Here is a 19,093-nt window from a genome sequence, read left to right on the forward strand (position 1 = left end):
CCCCCACTTCATTCGTATAAATCACTTCCGAATGAGTTGTCCATTGGCATCAAACATGCCATAGGTGGTATTGGTCACACGAAATTCCGTGCGGCGATTCAATTGGTTGCATATCTCCTGTTGTTCAGGAGTAAGTGTCTTAATGAAGTCTTCCGTCAATACAGTATTCTCTTGTAAGAAGGGATAACACACCGCCAAACGGTGCTTAATAGTCTTTGGTTGTTCCTTTCCATAACCCACAGCCGTCAGTCTGTCGGCACTGATTCCGTGTGCTGTCAAATAGTGCGCCACAGCTTCAGCCCGCCTTTGCGACAGTCGTTTGTTATAATCGCCCTTGCCTTTATAGTCGCAATGGGCACTCAGTTCGATAGCCACATGCGGGTTGGTATTCAGCAGCGTTACCAGCGAGTCGAGTGCAGCCATTGACTCTGGTCGCAGTGTGGCACGATCGAAATCATAATGTATATTGTCAATCAGCACCGGAGCCGTGATACTTGCCAACGGAAACTGCAAGACATGTTCTTGCGACTCATCGGTTTCCACCACATGCAGTTCGGTCTGATGATTGAGATATCCTGGACATGATGCCATCAATACATAATCCACTCCAGGACGCACCGTTTGTGTAAACGAGCCGTTGTTCATCACGCTAAGTCGGAGGTTAGTGCCATCGTTTCCCACCATATAGACCACAGCTTGGGGAAGTTCATAACCTTCTCGCTCATAGACCCATCCCCTGACCGTCTGTATGATTTCAGGATTTTCAAAACTGTAGATATGATCCCATCCATGGGCATCACCACGGTTAGAAGAGAAGAATCCACGGTTTTTATTGCCTTCAAAAGTCATTCCAAAATCGTCGCCCATGGAGTTTAGCGGGTAGCCCGGATGTACTATAGTCCATCCTGATGCTGTCGGATGAGCTATATAGATATCGAGTCCTCCCATTCCCTTATGTCCATCGCTTGAGAAATAGAGGTCGCCATTGGGTCGAAACGTAGGAAACATCTCGTCGCCAGAGGTATTGACAGGTGTTCCAAGATTCTCTACCCCACCCAGTCCAGCTTCGGTCAGACGCACTCTCCACAAGTCTTTACCGCCCATTCCGCCCGGCATGTCACTCACAAAATAGAGCCATTGTCCATCGGGACTGACTGCCGGATGGGCATAGAGCGACAGTGTATCGCGAGTGATAGGAAGCGGTTGCGGTTTGTTCCATGTGGCATCGCTACGGCGTGAGGTGACAATAGTAGCGAAACGCGGATAGCGCTCATCGCTCTGACAACTGGTGAGATACATGGTGAGTCCGTCTGGCGATAGGCAACAAGCCCCTTCGTCAGCATTGGAATTGAGTTCGGTATCTATCACTTGCGGCCTCAACCATCGTCCCTGCTCGTCTTTCTGAGCCATGAAGATGTCGGCATTCTTAGTGCCAGTGATGCCACTGATATCATCGCCAGTAGCTTCGTTGCGAGTAGAAGTAAGATAAAGACGATCGTGTTCTGCTCCAGCCAATACCGGCGAATAGTCAGAACGTCGCGAATTGAACACATCTTCGCGTTTCACTTTATAGCGCGATCCCTCCTTTTTCCATTGCGGAGCCTTACGGGCAGACGCCAGGAGCGTTTGCGCCATACTGTTTTGCGGAAACGAATCGAGCATTTCAGTCATCACCTTGGCAGCCTCTTTGTATTGTCCTACTTTGAGCAACTGTTGTCCCAAAGCCATACGTGTGGCAGAATCGCCCTGTTTATAACGCAGTGCATTGCGGTATGCGGTAATGGCTCTTGCGGTATAGTTGATGCGCCGGTAACATTCCGCCTGTCGCAAGGCAATCTGTCCACGTTGCGTGCGCTCTTTGGGCGATGTCTGCGAATAAGCCTTGCGGTACTGTGCTGCAGCATCGAAATAGTCACCTGTGGCATACAGCTGGTCTCCTTGTTTGAGCGCCCGATCGGCACCACATGCCATGAGAAGCATGCAGAGCATCAACAGGGGTAGGTAGCGCGCAGTTGTATTCATCGCTTTGTTTTATGCTTTGAAGGGCAGTCGCCACTGGCAATGCTGATAGTCAGAACATCCGTATGCGGTCTTACCTTTGACGATATGACCTTTTCCACAAAGCGGACACGGCTGTCCGATGATGCTATCATCGGGAGTTAGCGCCTGTTGCTTCGCTTTGGCCTTGGTGGTTTTGGCTTTGGCAGCCTTGGGTTTTGATGCTGTTTCAGCCTTTGGCGACTTCACGTTTTTCAGTTCAGCATCTGTCAATACGGTCACACGGCGGTTGGTAGTGTCGTGCATCACCTCATTGACAATGTCAGTCACCTGCTGTTTCAGTTCGTCTATAAACTGAGTGGCATCATATTTCTGATGTTCTATATCGCGCAGTTTCTTCTCCCAAATGCCCGTAAGTTCCGGACTTTTCAGCAGTTCTTCGTGTATCAGGTCTATCAGTTCGATACCCGTAGGCGTAGCCACGAGGCGCTTTCTGTCGCGTTTGATATAGTGTCGCTTGAAGAGTGTCTCGATGATACTGGCACGACTCGACGGTCTGCCAATGCCATTCTCCTTCATGGCAGCACGGAGTGTTTCGTCTTCCACAAATTTTCCGGCAGTTTCCATGGCACGCAAGAGCGATGCCTCGTTATACCAGTTGGGTGGTGTAGTCCATTTCTCTGTGAGTGTTGGCTGATGTTCGCCCGTTTCACCTTTGACAAAAGTAGGCAGTGTGCGCTCTTCGTCGTCGGGCTTTTTCTCTTCATCATCCACCACTTCCTTCTTCGTATCCCTTACCACACGCCATCCCGGATCGAGTATTTCCTTTCCCGTAGCCTTGAAGTCGATGTCATCTACCTGTCCGGTAACTGTTGTAGTAGAGAATTTACAGTCGGGCAGGAACACCCCGATGAAGCGTCTGGCTATAAGGTCAAACACCTTTCGTTCTGCGTCAGAGAGGTTTTGTGGCACCACTCCTGTTGGTATGATGGCATGGTGGTCGGTCACTTTGGAGCTGTCGAACACCCTTTTCGACTTTTTCAACGTCTTTCCGCCAATGGGTTTGATAAAATCGGTGTATGGTGCCACACCGGCGAACTGTGTCTGATAGAGTCCGTTGAGCGTAGCAGGACACTTGGGATAGATATCGTCTGACAGATACTGCGTATCTACACGCGGGTAAGTGGTGTATTTCCGCTCGTAGAGTGCCTGTATGAGATTGAGCGTCATCTCGGCAGAGAATCCGAATTTTCTATTGCAATCCACCTGCAACGAAGTGAGGTCGTAGAGTTGGGGTGGCTGTTCGGTACCGTTTTTCTTCTGCACACTGGTCACCGTGAAGGTTTTTCCTTCGATGGTAGAGAATGCCTGTTTGCCCTCTTCCTCATTGGTAAACTTTCCCTTGGTAGCCGTGAAAGTGGTGTCGCGATAGATGGTGGCGAGCACCCAATAGGGTTCTGGTTTGAAGTTTTCTATTTCCTTTTGTCGGTTCACAATGAGTGCCAGCGTCGGAGTCTGTACGCGTCCGATGGAGAGCACCTGTCTGTTTTGACCGTATTTCAAGGTGTAGAGTCTCGTGGCATTCATTCCCAACAGCCAGTCGCCTATAGCTCTCGACAGTCCAGCCATATAGAGAGGCTGATAGTCTGCTTGGTCTTTCAGATTGGCAAATCCCTCTCTGATGGCATCATCGGTCATCGACGATATCCACAATCTGCTGACCGGACAGGTAGCACCGGCCTTCTGCATCACCCATCGCTGTATCAGTTCTCCCTCTTGTCCGGCGTCACCGCAGTTGACGATGCGTTCGGCTTGCTTCATCAGTTTCTCGATAACGGCAAATTGGCGCTTGATACTGTCCTGTTCTATCAGTTTGATACCGAAGCGTGGCGGTATCATGGGCAGTGATGAGAGATTCCATGACTTCCACATGGACGTATAGTCGTTGGGTTCTTTCAACGTACAGAGGTGACCATAGGTCCATGTCACCTGGTATCCGTTGCCTTCTATATATCCGTCATGGGGTGTGTTGGCACCTATGATGCGTGCGATGTCGCGTGCAACACTGGGTTTCTCTGCTATACAGACTATCATGCTGTCGTTGTTGTTTTCTACATTAATAATAATATGGGCGATGGCCTGTTTCGAGCGATACCTGTATCCATGTCGATGGATTGAAGTGGTAGCGAACGGCAGCCCCTATTCTATCGCCGAGTTCATGGTCATAGACGGGCACAGGAATCTTATTGCCCATCAAGGTTTTCTGTCCGTAGAGGAATCCTTCCCAACGTTGTGAGAAACGGTAATCGAGCACGGCATTGAATCCTGCCTGACGGAGATTATAGCCTGCCCAATCGGCATTATGGAAGTAGCCACCTACGGCGAGCGACAGTTTTTCGGTCACTGGCAGTGCATACATGCCGCTGACCTGCTGGCTGAAGCCTGCACCTTTCCATCCTTTGCCAAACGAAGTGAAGACGCTTGCACCGAGCATGAGGTTCATGCCCTTATGCAGTTTCCAGTTGTCCATCCCGACATAGCCCACAGGCCAATGACTCACAGCGGGCTGCATCTGTCCGTAAGCGTTGAGTTCAGGCAGATGTAGCGTAGAATCGGGCAATGCTCTTTGGTCCTCTTGCGCCATGATGGGCGGTGTAACAGCCAGCATCAGCAGCATCACCGTCATAGCCATCATGTGCCACATCTGATGTATTGGGCGATTGTATTTTGTTGATTGAATCTTCATCAGGTTTTTGTTTTATCTCTACGAAACACTATTGTTTCAAAGTGCGAAGTTACGATTTCTTATGGAGACTACCAAACATTCCTCTCTTTCTTTATGCTTTTTTCAGAAACGCCCTATCCTGATCTTTCGATAAGACATGGGTTCCACTGCAGATAATTGCCTGCCTGTCAGTCTGTCTTTGTCCATGATCGTCCGGCTGTGTTTGCCATTGTCCGCTTGTGGCCATTAAGGTCTGTCTTTGTCCGGCTCTGTCAGCTCTAAAACCGCTATTATCTGTGATTTATTTCGTTTTGCAAACTCTACCCATCAAAACGACTATTTTCTTTATTAAAAAATGCTATTTTTTTCATCTGTAAAATACAAGTTATTCGATTTTTTCATAAATTTACGGCGTAAAAAATATGTTTAACTTAAAACCCTACTATTATGAAAATCGGTATTCCTAAAGAAATCAAGAACAACGAGAGCAGAGTTGGCATGACACCCGCCGGAGTAGCAGAACTTATTCGCCATGGGCACCAAGTGTTTGTACAACACACAGCAGGCATCAACAGCGGGTTCAGTGATGAAAAATACGAAACTGTGGGGGCTAAAATTCTCCCCGACATAGCGTCTGTCTATAACGAGGCAGAGATGATTATCAAGGTGAAAGAACCTATAGAACAGGAATACAAGTTGATTAAACAGGACCAACTCGTTTTCACATACTTCCATTTTGCATGCGACAGACAACTTACCGAGGCTATGATAAAAACCGGAGCGGTCTGTCTGGCTTACGAAACAGTGGAAACTGACGACCATAAACTGCCGTTGCTTATCCCTATGAGCGAAGTGGCTGGTCGTATGGCTACACTCAACGGTGCCTATTATCTGCAAAAAACCAAAGGCGGAAAGGGTAAACTCATCAGTGGTGTGCCCGGTGTTGACCGCGTCAAGGTGCTGATATTAGGTGGTGGAACCGTTGGTGAAGCTGCAGCACGAATGGCTTGCGGACTCGGAGCTGACGTATGGATTACAGATATCTCGCTGCCACGCCTTCGCCAACTCGAAATGGAACTGCCGGTAAATGCGCACACCCTATACTCTACTGCACACAATATCAAGATGATGCTGCCCGACATTGATATCGTTGTTGGCAGCGTATTGATTCCGGGCGACAAAGCGCCCCACCTCATCACCAGAGAAATGCTGAAGATGATGCAGCCGGGTACCGTACTTGTAGATGTTGCTATTGATCAGGGCGGTTGCTTCGAAACGTCGCATCCCACTACCCACTCCGATCCTGTATATATTGTGGATGATATTGTTCACTATGCCGTTGCCAACATTCCAGGTTCTGTGCCCAATACTTCTACAATGGCGCTTACCAATGCCACACTGAGTTATGCCCTTGCCCTGGCAGACAAAGGATGGCGGAAGGCTTGCAAAGACGACCATGCACTCTACAAAGGGCTCAATGTGGTTAATGGCAAAGTGACCTACCATGCTGTGGCAGAGGTATTCGATTTGCCATACGAGCCTATTTCACTTTAAATCAACGAATAGTTGATGACTGAGCAAATTCAATGTATTTGCTGAGGAAATTCAATGAAATTGGTCAGCAAAACAATTTGATTTGCCTACAAATAGATATTTCACACCATGCTTACTGGCGTCTGTTTTCACACCTATCACAGTTGTACTGAATGGCTTCAAACGTCATTTGCTCCTTTTCCTATCTACTTGACAACAGTATAGGAGTCAGCTTATAACAAACAAAAGACATGCCGCACGGCTTCTGAAAACCATACGGCATGTCATAACTATGTTTGTGTGTTATCCTAAAAGTTCTTGGGGTATTTCCGGCATAGCACCTTGTTGGGTGCAGACATAAGCACTCACTTCAACAGCACGCTTATGGGCTTCGGGCACACTCATGCCCTTGAGAATACATGCACAGAACGTGCCTGTAAACGAGTCGCCAGCACCAACAGTATCAGCAACCTCCACCTTTGGAGTTTCTTGGAAAGACAGATTGCCAGGAGTAAACACATAACTGCCGTTCACGCCACACGTCAATACCAACATATCGAGATCGTATTTGCCGAGTATCAACCAGCATTTGTTTTCGATATCAAGACCGGGATAACCAAACATGCGGCCTATTGTGACAAGTTCTTCATCGTTGATCTTCAAAACATTGCAACGCTTCAAACTCTCACAAATCACCTCTTTCGAATAGAAATTCTGACGGAGATTGATATCAAAAATCTTCAGACAATCCATTGGAGTATAGTCAAGAAAGCGGTAAATGGTATCGCGACTGACCGTATTGCGCTGTGCCAACGATCCCCAACAAACGGCACCACAACCTATTGCCACCTCACGAATGTCGTGGGTAAAGGGAATATTGTCCCATGCCACATTTTGCTTGATGTCATAAGTGGGGACGCCGTCCTTGTCAAGTTCCACCTGTACCGTACCTGTGGGATAATCTACCACAGGCAATACATGTTTGAGCTGTTTCTCATCCAACAAGCGGAGAGCCTGAGTGCCTAAAACATCGTTGCCAATAGCACTAACGGCTACCGATGGCAAGCCATGCTGACCAGCATGATAAGCAAAGTTGGCAGGAGCACCGCCCAATTGTGATCCGGTAGGAAGCACATCGAAAAGGATTTCACCCAATCCTACACAGTATTTTTTCTTCAAAGTAGTATTCATAATTTATGTTCTATTGTTTAAAGTTCAACAAAGCTATTACATTTCCACCTTATTGATATAAGAGAACAGATAGATAACACCCACTGCCATGACAGCAACGGCACCCACCTGACCTACGGCATCGCTGGCAAAACCCATGATGAGTGGGAAAACAGTACCGCCGAAAAGGCCCATAATCATCAAACCGCTCACTTCGTTTTTCTTCTCTGGAACTGACAAAAGGGCCTGGGAGAATACGATGGAGAAGACATTGGAGTTGCCATAACCTACCAAAGCGATAGCGATATAAAGGATGATTTTGCTCTCGCCGACGAACAAGCCTATCATGCTCAGCGCCATCATCACGATGCTAATGGCGAAAAACAAACGTGGTTTCAATATGCGAAGGAAGAATGAACCGGTGAAACAACCAATGGTGCGGAAAATGAAATAAAGGCTGGTGGCAATGGCTGCTTCATTCAATGTCCATTGCAGACGCTCTATCAGAATCTTTGGTGCGGTGGTATTGGTGCCCACATCGATGCCCACATGACACATGATGGCGATGAACGACAGCAGAACAATGGGTTTGCCCAACAATCGAAAACATTCACCAAAACCAGAAACTCCACCATCCATCTCTTCTTCCTCAATAGGTGTTCCTGCCAAAAATACCGTGGCAGCAATGCCGATGACGAGATAAATGGGGAAGAGCACACGCCAACCTAAACCGAATGTGGGGATGGTGGCAATGGCACCCCACATGGCAATGTATGGGGCAAGGAATGACGCAATGGCTTTGACAAACTGGCCAAAAGTCAGAGTGGATGCCAGATGTTTGCCGGTGGCAACCACCGAAACCAATGGGTTGAGCGATGTTTGCATCAGTGCATTACCAATGCCCAACAGCGAAAACGATACCAACATCAGTTCGAACGATTCGCCAAGGATAGGCAACAGTAGCGACACAGCAGTCACGATGAGCGACAACAGCACAGTGCGCTTGCGTCCAATCTTATTCATCAACATGCCTGTAGGCACGGAGAATATTAGAAACCAGAAGAATACCAGCGATGGGAACAGATTGGCTGTTGCATCATTGAGGTTAAGATCTTCCTTTACGTAGTTGGAGGCAATACCTACCAAATCTACAAATCCCATGGCGAAGAAACAGAGCATCACCGGGATAAGGGTCAACTTAGATGATTTATTCATTGTTTATTTTTCTATAGCAATGGTCTGCCAGTTAGGGAAGACCATTGCTTTTTGATGTTTATAGTGCTACAATCATTATAATGCAATCTTGTGGAGCTTTACATTCTTGTATTCTGCCTTACCGCCTTTGCTATAGAGTTTCACATTCTCGTATGGTTCAACAGGGAACACAAGGTTGGTCATGGCAATGCGACCGCCATCTACAAAAAGTTCGATAGATGACTTATCTACGAAGATATCAACATGATAAGTGGTCTTGCCATCCTCGCATAGCGTCAGTGGTGCCCATGTGGCAAGGGAGAAATCGTTCTTATAGTTGATAGAATTGGTGATGCGGGCTGGTTGTTTGCCTTCTGCAACAAGTTGCTTGTCCCATGCTAATTCGATATCATGGGGACTTGCCTGCTTGCCAAAGTCGGTCAAGCCACTCTCGGTTCGATCCATCACTACCTTGCCCTGCTTCATATCGAAATAGATCAGGGTACGCTCACGTTTGTTATTTGAGATCTCAATACCTGCAATACCGTTGGCATCAGGAGTAACATCAGCCTCAATCTCGAAGGCGCCTTCCATATTGGCAACAGCACTCTTCAATTCTTTGGCATCTGCCACAGTAGCATCAGCGATATCCTTAGTATCCTTTCTCAAGGCATAAACCTCAGGGGCAACATCTTCTGAAACATAGTATTTGCCGTTCTTCTCATAGAGTTTCAACTCTCTTGGCAAACCGTTGGCACCACGATTCTGCTTGAACGGAGTGAGATTGGCATACTGCCAGTTGCTCATCCAGGTCATCGCCAATACTCTATCACCCGTGTTTGAGAAGGTAACAGTTGCATAATGATCCTTACCCCAATCGAGCCATTTTACATCGTTAGCATCGGGACAAATAAAGTTTTTACCATCGAAATCGCCAACAAAATACTCAGTAGCACTACCGCCAAACCAGCAACCGGGGTTGATATTCATAATCATCACCCATTTCTTGTTCTTCTTATCGCCATTGACAGGCAACTGGAAGAAGTCGGGACACTCATACTGACAAGGTTGCTGACCCATACTTTTGCCGAAGGCACTGACGTAATCCCACTTCTTGAGATTCTTTGATTTATAGAAACGCGTCTCTTTATCGGCAGAAACGATCATGTACCAACACTTTCCTTTCTCATACCAGAACACTTTCGGATCACGGAAATCCTTCAAGCCATCGAATGGTGTCAACACAGGATTGCCTTCATACTTGGTGAAAGTACGACCGTTGTCGGTGCTGTATGCCATGCACTGAATCTGACCGTTTTTATCACTTGCTGAAGTATAAAGCGCTATGATGGCATCCTTGCCATAGCCTGCGGTATTGCGCTTGTCAACGACAGAACTTCCTGAGAAAATATGGCCCATATTATCGCGGGCGATAGCTGGGGCGAGATGTTCCCAATGTACGAGATCTTTGCTGACTGCGTGTCCCCAGTGCATATTGCCCCACTTGCTTCCATAGGGGTTATACTGGAAGTAGAGATGATACTCACCGTCTTTATAGACCATGCCGTTGGGGTCGTTCATCCAGCCATAGAGCGGAGTGAAATGATAAGAAGGACGATAGTAATCGGTGTTGGTGGTATCGAATGTATCGTTGAGTTTCATCAGATTGACAGCCAAAGCATCTTTCTTCAAACCAAGAATCTTAACCGTTGCAGTTTTTCCCTTACCCAAGGCGAATGGCACGTAATAGTCAGCACCGTTCTGTGCCAGGCGCACATCCATCCAAGTATCATCCTTGCTACCTGTATCGAGTAACACTTGTGCTTCATCCTTTTCTTCCTGGACGGGGAGCAGCAGATACTTAGTGGGGTTTTCAACCTTGATGACAGTGGTGTCACCTTTATGTTCGATACTCATTTTCTGTGCGAAAGCAGAAGAAGCAGATGCCATCAGTAGCAGGCAAGATGCTTTGATGAAATTATTTGTTCTCATTGTGTTAGTATTTTAGGATTGTACTATATAAACGTTGGATTTCTGTTTTTCTTGTGTTATCAACAGTTCTGTATATGTAACATCCCGAATCAGTCACCCGTATGAAAGGTGTATTATATATGAATATTCTTTTATTTGTGTTTATGCATTACAACCATATCCTGTTTAACGTAATTGATATCAATATCTGTGTTATCCTGAATCTGTGTTATCCTAATTAGGGCCTGACAACTAATGGGGTGATACTATACAGAGGCTGTCGATAATGTTATAAAGATTGAAGCGATTAGAATTTCAGCGATGCTGAGAATTCTACAGTAAATGGACGGAGATAACTACCTGTCATGATTTGATTCTTAATACCCTTGGCTTCATCCTTGGTAATAAGTTCGGCACCGGCAATACTGCCTTTAGCACCAGTCTGATTGAGGAAGTTTACTACTGTACAGCCAAGTGCGAGGCGCTTGGTGGCCTGCCAGTTGATACCGCCAAAGGTTTCCCAGTGACCGTTGAAGTAATATGCCTCATTGATATTGGCATAGGTCTTGCTAAAGTAACGGAAACTGGTCCAGAGCTTGATATTCTTGGTTATCATATAGCTAGGATCCAATTCTATAAGTACCTGAGGAATCTCAGCAACAATATTGCCTGTGGCATTGATTGTACCAATATAGCCATCGTTGAAAGTTACAGAGGTTTCAAACTTCTTGTAGGTAGGTTTCTGATAAGTGAAGAGGAAGTGGAAATCAAATCCTTTGAAAGGATGAGCCACTGCATCAGTTGTCCAGCCCCAAGTCTGGATATCGTATGCCAAAGGTGCTGCCTTGATTTCACTGCCATGTTGCAAATTGAGCGTTGAGTTATTGTTCGTCTTTGAAATGTATGAGAACAACGAGGTCAGACTCAACCATGAATTGTTATAATAGATTCCTGCACGTCCCAGTGGCACTGAGATCTTATCGGTATTAGGCAATGTTGCTGGTGCGAATGCCTCAAACTTAGGATGCTGCACGATATAAGTAAAATCGCCAGTGAATCCAAACTTATTGGTCAACTTATAAGTTGCTGCCAGCGAGAAATCGTAGTTCACCCAGTTGTAGCTCAAATCTACAGGAGCTATCTTGGTTCCATCAGCGGCTGTAGCACCGAGATGATAGTCAGCAAAACGACCGACAAACTCACCCTGAGCATTCTTCACTGCTGCATTCTCACCCTTCAGTTTCTGCCATTCCAAGCGAGCACCATAGTAGAGATTCAATTTCTTGGTCACATTCCAATCGTGGGTAAAATAGAGTGCCAATTTATTTTCACTTCCCTTATAATATTCTGAAGCGTTCTTGTTGAAGTCATAGAAATAACTGTTGCGCTGGTTGGCATCCCATACACGAACGGCATAACTGCCATCTGCTGGCACGCTCTGATCGTACATGGTTGTGTTTGAGCAATAGTCGATATGATAGAACCACTCGTTGATGCCCAATCGAAGGGTTGAATTGCGGAACTTCTTAGAAAGTTCAGAAGTAAAGAGAGCCTCGTCGATGGTTCCGGCATTGAGACATGACATGCGGGTCTGGACATACTGTCCGTCGTAGGCCTGAGTCTTATCGTCAATATCGCGATACATATATTGATATCTGCCTTGGTTGTCATCGCTCTTCAAGTCGATAATAGCCATAGGAGTCTGAAACACCATGGCACCACGAGAGTGGTCATATTTCAAAGTAGCCTTCCAATTCAAGCCATTGTCAAACCGATAAGCATTCATCAGTGTCACCTCACTGGCTTTATTCAAGCAAGCATCGTAGAGTGTGGTCTGTTCCAACTCTCCTGTACGCATATTGCGATAGGTCATATTGTTATCTGTGGGAAGATAAGAAGTAGTACCGAGTTTGAATTTGCCATACTCTTTCACGCTGCCATCACCCACATAGACAAAGGGAGCACTCTGAGTGGCATAGTTATATACATTATGGCTGTTGGCATATTTGTACATAGCGGTAAATTCACCACGGTTGCCGTTATAGCGTTTAGTAAGGAGTGCCTTATAGATTTGAGTGCGGTCTTGATAAGGAGTGGATTTGATTTTGAAGGTTCCTGGATCGAAATCCTGATACATATTCATACTATAGTACCAGTCTTTACCCAAGTCGCCATTCATATTCAAAGAGAATTCTTGCAGTCCGAAATGGTTGCTCTTATAGTTCAGCGTACCATTGAATCCCTTTTGTCCCTTCTGGGTAAATGAATTGACTGCATAACCGATATTACCGGTGGTGATGGCTGTTTCGGCTATTTTGAGCAATCCTTGGTGACTCAAACTGGCATCACCGCGCCAAATAGTGTTAACTGAATGGGGATTGGTGGCATAGGTGACAGGCAAACCATTCTCCAACACATTGACATCGGCAGAGGGAAGTCCGATTTGAATCTCACGTGGACCATTAGCACTGGCAGCATTGAGCATTACATTGCGGTTGCCTTCCTCTTTGGCATTGTCGTCTTGCGCAAAAACTGCCGTTACATTTAATAATGAAATTGCGAGCACTGTGACGGTTGCAAATTTACCATTGAATAAGGTGTTCATAATCGTTACGTTTTTTATTGTTAGCATTGTTGTTTGATTTCTGCAGCAAATTTACGATACGAATAGAACACCGTACATAAAAATCATTTCATCGGATACAAAAAATCGTTCATGGTAACATTTTTATTAGTCCATGAACGATTTTTATCATTAAATACCAACTTTAATGCATGGTTTTCATATAGTTACAACCAACCCTACCCTACTTCACCAGGTAACATACCATATTCATCTTTGAAACATTTGGTGAAATAAGACGGTGCTGAGAAACCTACTTCATAGGCAACTTCTGCTATACTCATGCTACGACTCTCCAAGAGGCGCTTGGCCTTATAGAGCCGTGCCTTGCGCATCAGGTCAACAACCGAAGAACCTGTCATGGCCTTCACCTTGCGATAAAGTTGTACACGGCTCAAACCGATTTCCCTACCAATATCTTCAACACCAAACTCACTGCGTGAGAGATTTGACTGAATAATATGGTGCAACTGTTTCATAAACTGTTTATCGCGATCATCCATGGACGATTGGTCTATCGTCAGTTCATCGGCCTGCGTAATATCCTTGAACAGCGACTTCAACAATCGGCGTTGCTTCAACAGATTGTTGATACGAGCAAGAAGCACCTTACTATGGAATGGCTTGGTGATATAGGAGTCTGCCCCATGCTCATAACCCTCTGCTCGCTGTTCTTCCAGATTCTTTGCTGTCAGCATGATGACGGGAATATGCGACGTAGCAGTATTGGTCTTCAAACGTTCGGTAAATTCGAGACCGTCCATAACGGGCATCATCACATCGCATACTACTAAATCGGGCACTTCCTTTAATGCCACATCAAGACCTTCCTTGCCATCAGCTGCTTCCAATACAAAGTAATCGTCCTGCAACAAATTACGTTCATACTGACGGATGTCATTATTGTCGTCTATAATCAATAATGTGGGACGGTCGGTATCGGGATTTACCAATTGCTGAACCTTGCCCTGCAGTTTGTCACCGTCATCAATATACTGCATGCTACTCTCATCAACAACTATATTACCTTCTGACTCTTCTGGTTCCACTTCACCTTCTTGGGTAAGAGGCAGAACCACAATAAAGTCGGCACCCTTGCCACTTTCACTCTCCACCCATACTTCACCATGATGCAATTCCACAAAGGATTTGACCAATGCCAATCCTATGCCTGTACCGCTGGCGGCACCCTGGGCTTGGAAGAAACGTTCAAATACCTGCGTTATCTCTTCACGTGCAATGCCCTTTCCTGTATCTTTCACATCGATGCGCAATGCATCAGGAGTTTCTGCATCACAAAGCGAAACAAATATGTTGCCACCAGACGGAGTATATTTCAAGGCATTACTCAGGAGATTGAATACTATACGTGCCACTTTCTCTTTATCGGCAATGATGGTCGGTGAAGCTTTAAAGCCTTCGGTGTTGAAGTGGAGTTGGATATTCTTGCGCTCTGCCGTCAGTCGGAAGTCATCAACCCATAAGGTCATAGCCTCTACAATATTGAAACGATTGAGCGTCAATGTCATTTTTCCATTTTGTATCTTTCGGAAATCGAGAATAGAACCTACGAGTTGCTGTAATGCCAATGCGTTGCGCTTCACCATACCAAGTAGTTCCCTACTACGTCCCTTGATATTGTGATCATCAAGCAACATTTCCACCGGATCAGCTATCAAAGTCAATGGTGTACGGAGTTCATGACTGATATTGGTAAAGAATACCAAGCGCGAATGGGTCAACTCCATCACCTCATCGTTGAGTCGTTTCAGTTCATCGTTCTTATCTTCCAATTCCTCATTCATGCGCTTCAATTCATCATTGGCATTGGCAAGTTTCTCATTGAGTCGAGTCTTGACAATATAGCTTCTGAATATCAACGTAGCAGCAATAATACATACCAGTAGGAAAAGTCCCAAGCTCATCAACAGAACCTTTTGGGCATTATAATCCGATAGATATTTATCTACTTGATGGTGGAGCGTTCTTAGTTTGTGCGTTTGCCGTTCGGCATCTCTTGCCTCCATAAGGGTGAGTTCGGCATTTGCTTTAGTAATGATGGAAGAGCTTAGGTAATTATCACGCTGATAAGGTTGATGGTTTAGTATCGTCAAAGCCAATGCAATGACCTCATCGCCTTTGGTGGGATAGAGATAGGATGCTTCAAACACACCATCGCGCACCAATTCCAAGCCTCCGCCTTCGGTAGCCATGCCATCCACACCAGTATATTTATAATTGCGGTTAACGCCCATTTGTCTGGCTGCCATATAGGCCCCCCATGCCAATCGGTCGTTATGAGCAAACACATAATCGAAATCCTGTGTCTGTTGGAGAATACGTTTCATGGCCTTTATACCACTTTCTTCCTTCCAATCACCACCTTCTGAGGCTACAAGATGAATATCAGGATAGTGTTTGACAGCATCCATAAAACCACGATGACGCTCTATGGCAGGTGAAGAACCCTCCGATCCTCGGATTTCCACGATGCGCCCCTTGCCATGAAGCTGTTGTGCGATGAAAGTACCCATCGACTTGCCAATAACATAATTGTCACACCCGATGAATGCGGTATATTTGTCGGAATTGGTTTTGCGGTCATATAGAATAACAGGAATACCTCTGTCATAGGCACGTTCTACAGCCTTTGATATGGCACTCAACTGATTTGGTGAAACAATCAACAAATCCACGCCTTCATCAACAAACTGGTTGATTTGCTTATTCTGCAATACATTGTCATCGTTGGATGAAGCAAGTTTCACCATAATGGAATCATTGAGATACTCTCCCGTTTTCAATTCTTCGTTGAGTTTGTCGCGCCAAACATCTTCTGAACATTGAGATACAGCTATTAAAAACTTTTTATCAGGTTTTCCACAACCCACAACTATAGCGACAAGCAGTAAGAGTGCCAGTCTGAATATACGGGCAACAGGATACATCAGAAATTTATAAGCTAGTATAAGTTTCATATAATGAATATCTATAGAGAGGTCCAACCGCTTGCAAATATACACTATTCTCGTGTTATTGCCAAAAAAAAGCATACATTTTAAGCTATAAAAATCAAAACACGTCATATCTTTACGTCACAATACCCTATTCATATACGCATATAAAGAAAGCAACAAAGCAGGAAAACAATACAATAATAGCTTGCAGACAGCTTGGCGTATGATTTATTATATATATAATGTACGCGCACGTGCGAACTGTAAATCAACATGTTTATATATTCCCAAACAGTATCAGCCCGATTGGGTTACAACCAAATAATCGATTTTGATTAAATAGCCGGAGCCCCATCATTGATATAATGACAGGGCTTCGACAGGATGGCTATTCAGAGGATTAACTCCATATGGGTGTTGCCGGTTGATTACAGCAAGGCCGATGTACGAACACGACTCAAGGTCTCTGGAGTCATCTGCAAATAACTCGCGATATAGACCAATGGAGCGCGTAGTACCAATTGCGGACTTTCCTTCACCAACTTGGCATAACGGTCCTGTGCAGTCTCGAAGCGCAGCATATCTGCATGCTTCTGAGAGATGATGAGCGACTCTTCCAATATCTTACGATAGAGCATCTGAATATTGACATTCTTAATAGCCTCTTGCTCAAGCGCAGCCTTTGGCAATGCATAGATGATAGTGGGTTCAAGAGCAACAATCTGCTGTTTCGACGGTTCCTCATGAAACAAACTTTCGATAGCCATACAGATTGTGTTTTCTGTTGCCATATATTCGGTCAACTCTTTACCATTTTTATGATAGAACTGTCGCACCAGTCCCTTGACAATCCAGAAGATATTTTTGCATACCTCCCCTTCGCGCAGAATGTATTCACCCTTCTGAAATTTCATTGGAACCAATATACCTTCCAGTATATCGAGTTCGTCATGTGTCATCGTACTGTATCGACGTGCCAGTTCACGAGCCACATCACGTGGCGTCAATCCAATATTAGTCATCGTTTTTGGCTTTTATTATATGAGTTAAGATTTTTATTTGTTCGTTAGTTAGTCTAACTTCAGCACAGCAAGGAAAGCTTTCTGTGGCACTTCCACATTGCCAATTTGTTTCATGCGTTTCTTTCCTTTCTTCTGTTTTTCAAGCAGTTTGCGTTTTCGGCTCACGTCGCCTCCGTAACATTTAGCTGTCACATCCTTGCGCACACACTTAATGGTTTCGCGGGCAACAATCTTGGCTCCGATGGCTGCCTGAATGGCAATATCAAACTGTTGACGAGGAATAAGTTCCTTAAGTTTCTCACACATACGTCGTCCAAAGGATACGGCATTATCCTGATGGGTCAGCGTTGAGAGTGCATCGACTGGTTCACCATTGAGCAAGATGTCAAGTTTCGCCAGTTTGGAAGGTCGGAAACAATCTACATGATAGTCGAATGAGGCATAACCCTTAGAGATAGACTTGAGTTTGTCGTAGAAGTCGATAACGATTTCTCCCAATGGCAACATGAAATGCAGTTCCACACGATTACCACTGACATACTGCTGGTCTATCAGTTCACCACGTTTATCGAGACAAAGCGTCATGATAGGGCCGATATAGTCGGCAGCAGTGATGATTGAAGCACGGATATAGGGTTCTTCGATATGGTCGATGAGCGTAGGTTCAGGCAATCCCGATGGGTTGTGCACCTCTTTCACTCCCCCCTGCTTATCGTAGCACATATAGGTTACGTTGGGCACTGTGGTGATAACATCCATATTGAACTCGCGGTCGAGACGCTCCTGTACAATCTCCATGTGCAACAAACCGAGGAATCCGCAACGGAATCCAAAGCCAAGGGCAATGGAGGTCTCAGGCATAAAGGTAAGTGAGGCATCGTTCAACTGCAGTTTCTCAAGAGAGGCACGCAAGTTCTCATAGTCAGTTGGATCAATGGGATAGACACCCGCAAACACCATGGGTTTCACTTCCTGGAATCCGGCAATAGCCTTTTCGCAAGGACGTGCCACATGAGTAATGGTATCGCCGACCTTCACCTCTTTAGAGTCTTTAATGCCACTGATGATATAGCCCACATCACCGGTACGCAATTCGTTGCGTGGTATCATGTCCATTTTGAGCACACCTACCTCATCGGCTTCATATTCCATACCAGTATTAAAGAATTTCACTTTATCACCTTGACGGATAACACCGTTTTCAATCTTGAAATAGGCAATAATGCCACGGAAGGAATTAAACACCGAATCGAAGATCAAAGCCTGTAATGGTGCATCGGCATCGCCTTGCGGATGGGGAATACGTTCCACTACAGCGTCGAGAATCTGCTGTACTCCTTCACCTGTTTTTCCGCTTGCACGGATAATATCTTCTGGGTCACAACCAATGAGATCAACGATTTCGTCTTCCACCTCATCGGGCATAGCCGAAGGCATATCTATTTTATTGATGACGGGAATAATCTCCAAATTATGGTCAATAGCCATATAGAGGTTTGAAATGGTCTGTGCCTGCACACCCTGTGTGGCATCTACCACAAGTAGAGCGCCCTCGCACGCGGCAATAGATCGCGATACCTCATAAGAGAAATCGACGTGTCCTGGAGTATCAATCAAATTGAGCACATATTGCTCTCCGCCATGCGAATATTCCATTTGGATTGCATGGCTCTTGATCGTTATACCACGCTCTCGCTCCAAATCCATATCATCAAGCATCTGACCACCAGTAATCTGAATGGTCTTTGTATATTCAAGCATTCTGTCAGCCAGTGTTGACTTGCCATGATCAATATGGGCAATAATGCAGAAGTTTCTTATATGTTTCATTGTTTCGTTTACGTACAATTTTGTGCAAAGTTACGAAAAAAATATGAATAACACCCGAACATTATACATT

Annotated in this window: 11 protein-coding genes; 1 reads left to right on the forward strand and 10 read right to left on the reverse strand. The window is 45.4% G+C overall.

Features of this window, described 5'->3' with window-relative positions; translation table 11 throughout:
- Positions 1 to 21 precede the first annotated feature (21 nt).
- From CIK93_RS11885 to CIK93_RS11895, 3 genes are read right to left on the reverse strand one after another with little or no spacing between them, the layout of a single operon-like run.
- On the reverse strand, positions 22 to 2,022 hold the full coding sequence (locus tag CIK93_RS11885; RefSeq protein WP_094447476.1) for an OmpA family protein: 2,001 nt from the start codon (positions 2,020 to 2,022) through the stop codon (positions 22 to 24).
- A 9-nt stretch (positions 2,023 to 2,031) separates the two neighbouring features.
- A complete protein-coding gene (locus CIK93_RS11890) occupies positions 2,032 to 4,092 on the reverse strand; it encodes a DNA topoisomerase 3 (protein WP_094447477.1) in 2,061 nt (686 codons plus the stop codon).
- A 22-nt stretch (positions 4,093 to 4,114) separates the two neighbouring features.
- The gene (locus tag CIK93_RS11895) at positions 4,115 to 4,744 is read right to left on the reverse strand and encodes a hypothetical protein (protein ID WP_254046636.1); all 630 of its coding nucleotides are present in this window, start codon (positions 4,742 to 4,744) and stop codon (positions 4,115 to 4,117) included.
- Positions 4,745 to 5,170: 426 nt separating this feature from the next.
- Between CIK93_RS11895 and ald the strand changes: the two genes are divergently transcribed.
- Positions 5,171 to 6,277 (forward strand): alanine dehydrogenase, encoded by a 1,107-nt coding sequence (gene ald / locus CIK93_RS11900; RefSeq protein WP_094447478.1) that lies wholly within the window; start codon positions 5,171 to 5,173, stop codon positions 6,275 to 6,277.
- Between the two features lie 282 nt (positions 6,278 to 6,559).
- On the opposite strand, the gene CIK93_RS11905 is transcribed toward ald, so the two are convergent.
- From CIK93_RS11905 to lepA, 7 genes are all read right to left on the reverse strand, one after another.
- Positions 6,560 to 7,447: a carbohydrate kinase gene (locus tag CIK93_RS11905; protein WP_094390656.1), complete on the reverse strand. Its 888-nt coding sequence runs from the start codon at positions 7,445 to 7,447 to the stop codon at positions 6,560 to 6,562.
- A gap of 36 nt (positions 7,448 to 7,483) precedes the next feature.
- Entirely contained in the window at positions 7,484 to 8,641 is a 1,158-nt protein-coding gene (locus CIK93_RS11910) for an MFS transporter (protein ID WP_094447479.1), read from the reverse strand.
- 75 nt (positions 8,642 to 8,716) lie between these two features.
- Positions 8,717 to 10,612, reverse strand: coding sequence for a GH32 C-terminal domain-containing protein (locus CIK93_RS11915; RefSeq protein ID WP_094447480.1), 1,896 nt, complete (start codon positions 10,610 to 10,612; stop codon positions 8,717 to 8,719).
- Positions 10,613 to 10,898: 286 nt separating this feature from the next.
- A complete protein-coding gene (locus tag CIK93_RS11920; protein WP_094447481.1) occupies positions 10,899 to 13,196 on the reverse strand; it encodes a TonB-dependent receptor in 2,298 nt (765 codons plus the stop codon).
- Positions 13,197 to 13,393: 197 nt separating this feature from the next.
- Positions 13,394 to 16,192 carry a substrate-binding domain-containing protein gene (locus tag CIK93_RS11925; protein ID WP_254046795.1) on the reverse strand — a complete coding sequence of 933 codons (2,799 nt, stop codon included), beginning with the start codon at positions 16,190 to 16,192 and terminating at the stop codon, positions 13,394 to 13,396.
- Between the two features lie 407 nt (positions 16,193 to 16,599).
- Complete coding sequence (locus CIK93_RS11930; protein ID WP_094440407.1) at positions 16,600 to 17,193, reverse strand: Crp/Fnr family transcriptional regulator; 594 nt, start codon at positions 17,191 to 17,193, stop codon at positions 16,600 to 16,602.
- A gap of 48 nt (positions 17,194 to 17,241) precedes the next feature.
- Positions 17,242 to 19,023 carry a translation elongation factor 4 gene (gene lepA, locus CIK93_RS11935; protein WP_094390661.1) on the reverse strand — a complete coding sequence of 594 codons (1,782 nt, stop codon included), beginning with the start codon at positions 19,021 to 19,023 and terminating at the stop codon, positions 17,242 to 17,244.
- Between the last annotated feature and the right edge of the window lie 70 nt (positions 19,024 to 19,093).

This window comes from Prevotella sp. P3-92 (assembly GCF_002251205.1).
In the GTDB taxonomy this organism is placed as follows: domain Bacteria; phylum Bacteroidota; class Bacteroidia; order Bacteroidales; family Bacteroidaceae; genus Prevotella.